10 protein-coding genes are annotated in these 10,710 nt (G+C 37.1%); 8 read left to right on the plus strand and 2 right to left on the minus strand.

Annotated features, from left to right (window positions below; all coding sequences use genetic code 11):
* The 7 genes from SGJ10_01740 to aroF all read left to right on the plus strand — a co-directional run.
* Positions 1–2,553: T9SS type A sorting domain-containing protein (locus SGJ10_01740; protein ID MDZ4756847.1), on the plus strand; the 2,553-nt coding region annotated here is incomplete at its 5' end.
* A gap of 59 nt (positions 2,554–2,612) precedes the next feature.
* Entirely contained in the window at positions 2,613–3,650 is a 1,038-nt protein-coding gene (locus SGJ10_01745) for a tryptophan 2,3-dioxygenase family protein (protein MDZ4756848.1), read from the plus strand.
* A 10-nt stretch (positions 3,651–3,660) separates the two neighbouring features.
* On the plus strand, positions 3,661–4,065 hold the full coding sequence (locus tag SGJ10_01750; protein ID MDZ4756849.1) for an OsmC family protein: 405 nt from the start codon (positions 3,661–3,663) through the stop codon (positions 4,063–4,065).
* Positions 4,066–4,170: 105 nt separating this feature from the next.
* Complete coding sequence (locus tag SGJ10_01755; GenBank protein ID MDZ4756850.1) at positions 4,171–5,367, plus strand: phosphoglycerate kinase; 1,197 nt, start codon at positions 4,171–4,173, stop codon at positions 5,365–5,367.
* Positions 5,368–5,530: 163 nt separating this feature from the next.
* The gene (locus SGJ10_01760) at positions 5,531–6,358 is read left to right on the plus strand and encodes a glycogen/starch synthase (GenBank protein ID MDZ4756851.1); all 828 of its coding nucleotides are present in this window, start codon (positions 5,531–5,533) and stop codon (positions 6,356–6,358) included.
* The gene (locus SGJ10_01765) at positions 6,330–7,703 is read left to right on the plus strand and encodes a DUF4270 family protein (protein MDZ4756852.1); all 1,374 of its coding nucleotides are present in this window, start codon (positions 6,330–6,332) and stop codon (positions 7,701–7,703) included. Before SGJ10_01760 ends, SGJ10_01765 begins: the two co-directional genes overlap by 29 nt.
* Positions 7,700–8,740: a 3-deoxy-7-phosphoheptulonate synthase gene (gene aroF, locus SGJ10_01770; GenBank protein ID MDZ4756853.1), complete on the plus strand. Its 1,041-nt coding sequence runs from the start codon at positions 7,700–7,702 to the stop codon at positions 8,738–8,740. The genes SGJ10_01765 and aroF overlap by 4 nt, the downstream gene beginning before the upstream one ends.
* Before the next feature lie 23 nt (positions 8,741–8,763).
* Here aroF and SGJ10_01775 read toward each other — a convergent pair whose 3' ends face one another.
* Complete coding sequence (locus tag SGJ10_01775; protein ID MDZ4756854.1) at positions 8,764–9,174, minus strand: DUF4907 domain-containing protein; 411 nt, start codon at positions 9,172–9,174, stop codon at positions 8,764–8,766.
* The gene (gene menA, locus SGJ10_01780) at positions 9,171–10,085 is read right to left on the minus strand and encodes a 1,4-dihydroxy-2-naphthoate octaprenyltransferase (protein MDZ4756855.1); all 915 of its coding nucleotides are present in this window, start codon (positions 10,083–10,085) and stop codon (positions 9,171–9,173) included. Before menA ends, SGJ10_01775 begins: the two co-directional genes overlap by 4 nt.
* Positions 10,086–10,258: 173 nt before the next feature.
* On the opposite strand from menA, the gene mscL reads away from it, so the two are divergent.
* Positions 10,259–10,693, plus strand: a complete 435-nt coding sequence (mscL, locus tag SGJ10_01785; protein MDZ4756856.1) for a large-conductance mechanosensitive channel protein MscL — start codon at positions 10,259–10,261, stop codon at positions 10,691–10,693.
* Positions 10,694–10,710: the final 17 nt, after the last annotated feature.

Genomic DNA, 10,710 nt, shown 5'->3' on the forward strand with positions numbered 1-10,710 from the left:
ACTATATATACAAAAGTAGGAAAGAAGCAAAACTCAACTTATATAATACGCAATAAAATTAGCAAACAAAATAATACGAATATATATTATCCTGAGCCTACAGAATTTAACAAAGGCCAAAAAGAGGATGAAGAATTGCATAATGGCCGCGAAGCATATATAAACCATATACACCGCACAGCCGCTGGTGTGGATTGGCGTACGGTGAATCGTTCCAATAGCGAAGCACAATATTTTGATATGATGAATTTACGCGGAGGGGTCGATTCTTTCTTCAATGGAAAACTAAAAGGTCACTGGCATGAGAAAGGCAGTGCCAACAATGCCGGACGCACCACATGCATGGATGTTGATACCGTCAATAATTTATTATATATAGGTTCCGACCAGGGAAATATTTGGCGTGGAAACTCCAATGGAACGGCTTGGAAAGTATTGAACGATAAATTAAAATTTGGTGGGTTAAGAATGGTAAAAGTATTATATATAGCCGGTGGCAAAAAACGCATTTTGGCTGTTACCTCCAATAACAAAGCCTATTATAGCGATGATGAAGGGGCACATTGGAACAAAGCTGCTGGATTGGACAATATCGAGAAATGGGGCAATATAGAGCAAGCAGTGGTAGCAAACGATTCGCAGAAAACAGTATATATATTGGCCCACGATTGGAACTATACCAGTTGGAATGCCCAAACTTCAATATATAGTTCAAAAAACCAAGGCAAGACGTTTAATTGGGAAACAAGTTTTAATGATAAGATATATGCAGGGTCCTCGCACTTTGCTATCTGGACAGCACCTTATGGTTCTGGCAAATTATATATACTGGTAGATGATTCTTTATATATAAAAAAGTATTATACTGATAGCTTAAGTTTTGTAAGTACAATACCTGTAAGTGCAAAAGGAAGTTCTTACCTGGCAGGTCTCGAAACTCAAGCATCAACTTATATTTATGCCTACATTAACGACAGTTTGTTTTACTCGGTAAACGCAGGCCAAAGCTGGACTTTTCAATCGTATTTAAATAAAAACCTCTTCAATAAAAGTTTTTATTGCGACCTTAATAATCCCAACAATATTTATTTGGGAGATATGGAATGTTGGATAAGTAGAGATGCGGGTAAAACCTTCAAACAATTTAATAAATGGGGCGAATATTATGGCGATGTGCAATATAAACTCCATGCCGATATACAATCTATATTAGCCAAGAAGGGAAAGAATGGCCAAGAGATTATATATATTAATACCGATGGCGGAACATATTATAGTAGTGATGGATTGCAAAGTGTAGAAAATATATCCTTGAAAGGATTGAATGTGAGTCAATATTACTCAGTATATACTGCCAAATCGGATCCTCAAAGAGTATATGCGGGGGCACAGGACCAAGGATTTCAGGCATGCACAAATGATTTAGGCGGAACCTTAGATTTTGTACAAACCTATAGTGGCGATTACGGACATTTAGTAAGTGGCGATAGCGGTAACAGTGTTTGGTGCAACTATCCAGGATTTACCATGTATTATAATGATATTGTAAATAATTATAAGCACAGCGATTGGAGTTTTAGCTGTAAGGGACAAGTATGGATACCACCATTGGCAGCCGATCCCGATGATAATAGAGTATGTTGGGTAGGTGGCGGTAGTGATGCCAATGACCAAGCACATTTATATAAAATTATATATGACAATACCAATAAGCTAAAATCTACGGAAGAATCATTTGATTTTGGACGCAAAAAAGGTGACCGTATTTCTGCTCTTGCTTTTTCACCTATCAACCATCAATACAAATATGTAATGAGCGACCAAGGATTGTTTTGGAAAAGTACCGATGGCGGGCAATCGTGGGATACTACGCAACAATTCAAAGGCCCCGGTGCTCACTATTTATACGGTGCTTATATATTGCCCTCTACCAAAAATAAAAATACAATATATATAGGAGGAAGTGGGTATTCAACAGCGGGTTTTTGGATGAGTACCGATAATGGAAATACATTCTTTCCTAGAGTTTCAGGATTGCCCAATACCATGGTATTCGAACTTGCTATGGACACCAAGGAAGAATATATATTTGCGGCAACAGATGCGGGACCTTATGCATATTGTATTGCAGATTCTGCATGGAAATATATAGGAAGTACAGTTGCTCCCGACCAAACTTATTGGAGTGTAGAATTTATCGATCGCACACAAACGGCACGCTTTGCTACATACGGCCGTGGCATTTGGGATTTTAATTTAGGTGACCCTACCAGTGGAATTAGTAAAATAGAAAATAATATATATCACAATATATTGGTATATCCGAACCCTGCCACTAATAGCATTAATATACAATTCAACGCCACAAAAAATTCAAATAGCAGAATAGAAATATATGACAATACTGGCAGACTTATATATTATAATCCCTTTAAAAGTATGATAGGGAATAATTTGCAAACAATAGATATAGCAGATTATACAAAAGGACTCTATTATATAATAATCAAAGACAAAGAATATATAGAAAGTACGAAATTTGAAGTCAGATAAATATGACCAAAATCATATTATATAATAGAATAAACATTAATATTTGCAAATAAATAATTATGGAACATAAACCAATATATTATAGTGAGTACCTTCAATTGGATAAGATACTGAACGCCCAAGCCCCAGAAAGCAGTAAGGCAGGCATTAGGGCCGACGATGAGATGCTATTCATCATTATTCACCAATCGTATGAACTGTGGTTCAAGCAAATTATGCACGAAGTGAATATAGCACGCGAAGTTTTTCGTCAGCCACAAATATCAGATAATTCTCCTGAACTGATGAATGTAGTTCATAGATTGCGTCGGGTAACGCTGATATTACAAATGTTGGTCGACAAAATGGATATTATAGAAACCATGACCCCGCTCGACTTTCTTGATTTTAGAGATTTGCTTCGTCCTGCATCAGGTTTTCAGAGTATACAATTTAAGCAATTAGAAGCTGCACTTGGACTAAAATTTGAACAACGCTTCGGACAAAACTATTATACTTCGCAATTGAACGAAGGTGATATTAATCGCGTAAAAGATTCAGAAAAAGAAATTTCATTATTAGAATTGGTGAATAATTGGCTGGAGCGAATGCCTTTTTTCGACCATTCTTCTTGGCAACAAGTAGATAATGAACATCAATCAGAGCATCCTTTTTGGCAACAATATAAAGATATATATTTTTCAACTTTGCAACCCGAAGAAAGACAAAATGATGTTGGATTTAATATGATGTTCATGAACGATAAGGAATATCCTGCTGAGCGTAGATTAAGCCCCCGAGCAAATAGGCATGCCTTGTTTATTATGCTCTATCGTGACTATCCTTTATTGCAATTGCCCTATGAACTTATAGGTGTATTGTTGGATATAGATGCACTGATGGGCCAATGGCGTTCAAGGCATTTGAATATGGTGAAACGCATGATAGGAAGTCGTATTGGTACAGGTGGAAGCACAGGTGCAGGATATTTGAAATCGGCCATGGATAGTCATTTTATATATAAAGAATTTGCGGAGTTAACCTCTTATTTAATACAAAGAAATAAATTGCCAGAGCTCGATGATTCCTTAAAACAAAAATTGATGTTTTCAAATTAATATTATATATATGTCATCGCACAAAACAGTTACAAAATATATATTAGGAATGGCTTTCGAAACGGAAGTTGCAGGTCATAAAATTATATTAGATAATAGTCCTGAAGATTTGGGGCCAAGCCCAAAACCTTTGCTACTAAGTGCTCTTGCAGCTTGTTCGGGGATGGATATTGTACCTATATTACAAAAAATGAAAGTTGAGTTTAGTGATTTGTCTATAGATGTGGAAGGTGAATTAAGTGAGGATTATCCCAAAATATATCATACTATTAAAATTATATATTATATCCATTTGAATCCAGAAAATTTCGAAAAAATGGAACGTGCCGTAAAATTATCTTTAGAAAAATATTGTGGAGTCTATGCCATGTTGGTGAAGGCGGCGGATATTTCTTATGAGATTAAAATAGTATAAGGTGGCAAGGAATAATTGGTAAGTCCATTCGGCGTCAGCCACTTACCACTTATTCCTTACCACTTACCACTTTCCCTATTATTTTTGCACCCCAAATTATATAATATGATAACAGTAGACAATCTAAATTTTAGCGGCAAACGTGCACTAATCCGTGTTGATTTTAATGTACCTCTCGACAAAGAGACTTTAGCTATAACAGATGACAGCCGCATGCAGGCGACAATCCCGACAATAAAAAAAATATTGGACGATGGTGGAAGTTGTATATTAATGAGCCATCTGGGAAGACCCAAAGAAGGACCGCAAGATAAATACTCATTAAAACATCTGGTGGCTCATTTGGCCGAAATCATTGGTAAAAAAGTACATTTTGCCAATGACTGTATTGGACAAGAAGCTACCGACTTAGCTAGTAATTTAAAGCCGGGCGAAATACTATTATTGGAGAATCTGCGTTTTTATAAAGAAGAAGAAAAAGGAGATGTAGAGTTTGCAAAAAAATTAAGCACCCTTGGCGATATATATGTGAACGATGCCTTTGGTACCGCACATAGGGCACATGCTTCTACCGCAGTAATTGCACAATTTTTTAAAGGCAATAAATGTTTTGGTTATCTGATGGCCAACGAAATTGCAAACGCTCAAAAGGTGATGAAAAATACGGAACGACCATTTACCGCTATTGTAGGTGGAGCAAAAGTATCAGACAAGTTATTGATAATAGAAAAGCTGCTCGACGTGGCTGACAATATTTTGATAGGAGGGGGCATGGCCTACACCTTTATGAAAGCACAGGGTGGCAAAATAGGCAAGAGCCTTTGTGAAAATGATCGACTGGAACTTACTTTGGAGTTGTTGGCGAAAGCGAAACAAAAAGGAGTGCAACTATTACTACCTTCCGATTCAGTAGTGGCCGATGCATTTAATAACGATGCCAATATAAAGAATTTGCCCAGCGGAGAAATCCCTGACGGTTGGATGGGATTGGACATTGGACCTAATGCCGCCAAAGATTATGCAGAGGTGGTGAGCAATTCCAAAACAGTTTTATGGAATGGTCCCATGGGTGTTTTTGAAATGGTCAGTTTTGAGAATGGAACCAAAGAAGTGGCACTTGCAGTGGCAAAAGCAACCAAACTTGGAGCTTTCAGTTTAATCGGGGGTGGAGACTCGGCAGCGGCCATTAATAAGTTTGGATTGGAAAACGAGGTGAGCTATGTATCCACTGGTGGCGGGGCTTTGCTTGAATATTTTGAAGGCAAGGAGTTGCCAGGAATAGCAGCTATATTGAACGATTAGGGTTTTTGAGGGCAGGTCTCAAATCTGGTCAAAAAGCAGTTAAAGAACTGTTTAATAGCCTAGTGTAAAATAATGAATATTTAGTTTGGTTATTTTCAATTTATTTTATAGTATCTTTGCAGGACTAAAAATTTTTTTAGTGTCTCTCAACTTAAATTAAATTATGGCAATTATTACAAGTTCGAAAACCAAGGTTCTTTTTATCACCAATGAATTAGACCCATTTCTAAAAATTTCAAGTGTTGCTGATATCGCCAGACTTCTCCCCGAGAAACTCCAACAACGCGATTACGAAATTAGAGTGCTCATGCCACGATTTGGTGTAATCAACGAGAGACGTAACCGTCTTCATGAAGTAGTGAGACTTTCGGGAATTAATATTACTATTGACGACAATGATAATCCACTTATAATTAAAGTAGCTTCAATACCTGAAGCTAAAATGCAGGTTTACTTTTTAGACAATGAAGATTATTTCAAACGTAAGTTTGTTTTCAAAAACGACAAAGAAGAATTTTTTACTGATAATGATGAGCGTACTATTTTCTTTTGTAAAGGTGCACTCGAAACAGTTAAAAAACTAGGTTGGGCTCCCGACATTATTCATTGCCATGGATGGATGACAAGTTTGGTTCCCTTATATATCAAAACTTTATATAAAGACGAACCTGTATATCGCAATGCAAAAGTTGTTTATTCGGTATTCGACAACCAGTTCGACGAAAAATTGGGTGTAGATTTTAGCCGCAAAGCATCGATGAATAATATTGGAAAAGAACACTTGGAATTTTTCCATGATGCCGATTGCATGAAACTTAATTTGGGTGCGGTGCGTTATAGCGACGGTCTTGTAATGCATGATGAAGCACATCCCGATTTGCATAAATTTGCTGGCAAGATGGGAACTCCTATAATGAAACATATTGAAGAAGAATCGTCAGTTGATGGGTACACACAATTTTATGCCGACCTTATTACGCAGAATAACTAATAGATTTAGTTTAGTTTTTCTTGTAATTTTATTTATATCTTTTTCTTGTAAAAAAGGCACAGGTCTTATCGGTATTGGAACCAACTCTGATGGCTTTGTGGGAGAAGTAATAGATACTTTTACAGTAAATACTTATACGCTTCCCGATGATACTTTACGAAGTACAGGATGGCCTGCACACCCTATCGGGCACTTGGACGACCTTATGTTTGGAAAGACAGATGCAGGGATGGTATTCCGATTATTATTGCCCAAAGAGAATTTAACTTTTCCTACCACGGTGCATATCGATTCAGTTCGCTTGTCCATGTGCTATGCTGCGGGTACAGTATTATACGGAGATACCACCAAGTCGCAAACGTTGATGGTAAGTGAAATATCCGACCAACTGTATCAAGATACTACTTACTTATCTACCCAAAAAGTAAATAAAATAGCTAAAGTAGGTAGTTGGACTGGGTTGCATAATATACATGACGATATACATTTTGTGGTGAAAGGCACTAAGTATTTTGAGCTTCCACAAGTTCGTTTTAATGTTGATACTAATTTTGGGCGAAAGATTGTAAACGGTGGTAGTTTTCTGGCAACGAGTAACGATTTTGCCAATTTGGTAAAGGGATTATATATAGAAGCTGACCCCAATAACCCCGGAAATGTAATTTCATTTACCACTTCAACTTATCAGTTCAGTCACCTTACTATTTTTTATAATGATTCAGAATATGTGGCATTTCCATTAACCATCGATGGCAATAACCCTGGTCTTCATTTCAGCACTTTTAGCCATAATTTTTCGGGTACTCTTGTTGACATAGCACGAACAAATCCTACGCAAATACAACAACAATCTTTTATACAAGCCGCTGCCGGAAACAAAATGCGAGTAGAAATACCCCACCTTTCTAATTTTTTCGCAATGGCCAAAGGGAAAGGATTGAGCATACAAAAGGCAGAAATATTAATTGAAGGCGATTTAAACAATACTTTTAATGGACTGTATCCATTGCCTAAAAGTATATTATTATTTCACCATGATGGTAAAGGAAAAGAAGAGCCCATTTTAGATCGTTACGACAAATATTTTTATACCTCTTCGGGTCAAGGGTATCCGCTGTCATTGCCTTCCGCATATTTTGGAGGGAAACAATATGATGGAAATAAATATAGTCTTCCGTTTACCCGTCAATTGCAAAATGCTTTGAATAATTATTTGCTTACGGGCACAAACAATATTCATGGCTTCTATGTTACTATACCAACAGCAATTCCTGTGGGCAGTGCCCGAATGATAGTGCCGCAGGGCAATGTAAAACTTAAAATTACCTACTCGCCAGCTCCTTGATACTTCTACTCAAAGACAATATTACCCCCAACGAGTTAAACGAATTAAAGGGCTTGCTGGACGATAAGAACCTTCGTTATCGCCACTTACTTTTAAATCTCAAACAGTTATTTATTATATATAAAGCTCCGCAAAATTTTGGCGTGGATGCAATTTCTATTTTGGAAGGTGTGGCCAAAATAATAGATATTAAAGAACCTTATAAATTGGCATCTAAACAATGGCAGGCAAATTCCACACAATTCGATGTGAATGGTGTGAGTGTAGGTGGAAATGCATTTAACATGATAGCAGGTCCTTGCTCTGTTGAAAATGAAGACCAGATATTTGAGATCGCCGAGTTCTTGCACAAACAGCATATAAAATTTATTCGCGGTGGGGCTTATAAACCACGCACCAGTCCCTATGCCTTTCAGGGCCTTAGAAAAGAAGGCTTGAAACTATTAAGAAAAGCTGCCGATGCTTATAACTTGAATGTGGTGACCGAAGTGATGGATGTGAGCTTGATAGATGAAGTATCAGAATATGCTGATATATTACAAGTAGGCTCACGCAATATGAGCAATTTTTATTTGCTTTCTCATTTGGGCAAATTGCAAAAACCTATATTATTAAAACGGGGTATGGCTGCCAAAATATCAGAGTGGTTGATGGCTGCAGAATATATATTAAGTGGTGGAAACGAGAAAGTAATACTATGCGAACGTGGTATACGCACTTTCGACGATAGCGTACGAAATATGTTAGATATTGCTGCTTTCCCTATTGTGAAGGAGCTTTCCCATCTGCCTGTTTTTTCCGATCCAAGTCATGCAACTGGCAATAGAGATAGAGTAATACCTATGGCACTAGCAAGTGTGGCAGCGGGCTGCGACGGACTTATGATAGAAGTACATCCCAATCCAGAAAATGCTTTGAGCGATGGCCCACAATCTTTATATCCCCATCAATTTGAATCGCTACTCCCCCCACTTAAAACTTTGCTGCATAGCAATGGTCGCATAATGGATTGTGAAATAGAAAACCACTTGGTTTAAAATGAGAATACTATTATAGTAGTTTACTCGGTTTTTATACCACAATGTTTTAATTCGTCAATATTAATTGAAGGTGGAAATATACCTTTCGTTATTTTTTGAATCATTATTTCAGCAACACAATTTGCTTGCCTAGCATTTTCAAAACCACGATTGCCAGGTAGGCCAGGTATTCTGTTCTGATGAATCGTTTTCACCGAGCCGTCTTTTAATATATCATAACCTATAGTTCCATCGGGCAATAGAAAAGTATCCGAAATATATTGAGACACGGTTGTTGGAGATACTACAGCACCATTTGTTCTGGGGCTAACTTGTTGTTTTGGGATGGTTGAATCTTGTTGTTCAGTATTTGAGGCAATGGTTTGCTCCTTATTACTTTTACATGCTAATAACATAGTTAAGCAGAGCCAACAGATATATATATATTTCATAACAGCAAAGCTATGCAAAAAGCAGCAACCATAAAAAAAGTACTTAATGCAAGTTGTTTTAAAAATAGATTGAAAGCAGGGCCAATCGGTGTTTTTAGCACCGCCACAGAATTATGTAGGATTGGAGCCAATGCAAGCAATGATATAAACTTCCACAGTGAATCGAATAGTACCATTCCCAAAGTAATGAAAGCGGTCATGGCCAAACTGAGCAATATAGTATGATATATTTTTGCTTTGTGTTCGCCTAATAAATTGGCAATGGTGGTTTTATTACTGGCCTTGTCGTTTTCTATATCACGAATATTATTTATGTTTAATACGCCAACACTAAGTAAGCCTATTGCTGCTGCTGCGAAATACACAGGCCAATCGATGGATTGGATTTGCAAATAATAAGTGCCGCAGATAGCTAATGGGCCAAAGAAAATAAATACTGCCAAGTCGCCCAGAGCCCTGTACCCATAATTTTTTTTGCCTACAGTATATTTAATGGCTGCTGCAATGGCAACAAGGCCGAGCAATAAAAAAACAAGAAATTTTTGCAATTCTTTTTCTTGTTTGCCAAAAGCCATAAACAATAATAAAAGCCCGCTACAAAGCGATAATAAAGTGAACAAAAACAAGGCAGTTTGCATTTGCTTTTTATTGATAGCACCACTTTGCATTGCACGCACATTGCCTATGCGAGTATCGTTATCAGTTCCCTTCAAAAAATCACCATAATCGTTGGCAAAGTTTGAGAGTATTTGTAGCAATAAAGCAGTAAGAATATTTAATACAAATATGGGCCATGAAAAAAATTTGGTATTAAAATGATATACCAATACCGACCCCATCAACACTCCCGATAAGGCTAAGGGAAGCGTTCGTAAACGTGCAGCATGTAACCAATTTTTTATCGACGGCATCTAAATGATTAGAATATTATAGCACTGCAAAAGTATTGATAGTTTGTGAGAGCAGGGCAAAAAAAATAATTAATACGGCAGCCTAAAATATAGTCTGTAGCGGCGGGCAGAGAATTTCTATTTTTTTTATCATTTAGTTTCATATTTTCGCACCTTTAAAAATAATATATTTTATGGGAATGCTCAAAGAATTTAAAGAATTTGCCGTTAAAGGTAATCTCATCGATTTTGCCATTGGTGTAGTAATAGGTGGTGCATTTGGCAAGGTCACCACTTCATTGGTCGATGGCATTGTAATGCCTTTGGTAGGCATATTGATAGGACAAACCGACTTCTCAAAACTGCAGTGGAAGATTCACAACGGCACCAAAGAGGTGGTGGACTCATCAGGTAATATCATTACCAAAGCAACCCCAGAAGTTTTTGTGAGGTATGGTGAATTTATTACCAATATCATAGACTTTCTTGTTGTTGCTTTTGCCATGTTTTTAGTTATAAAAGCTATGAACCACCTCAAGCGTAAAGAAGAAGCTGCACCTCCTGCACCAATAGCACCAAGCAACGAAGTGGAATTGTTAACCGAAATAAGGGATTTGCTCAAAAAGTAATTTACCAATTTATATAG

The sequence above is a fragment of the Bacteroidota bacterium genome (genome assembly GCA_034439655.1).
Classification (GTDB): Bacteria; Bacteroidota; Bacteroidia; order UKL13-3; family UKL13-3; genus CANJUD01.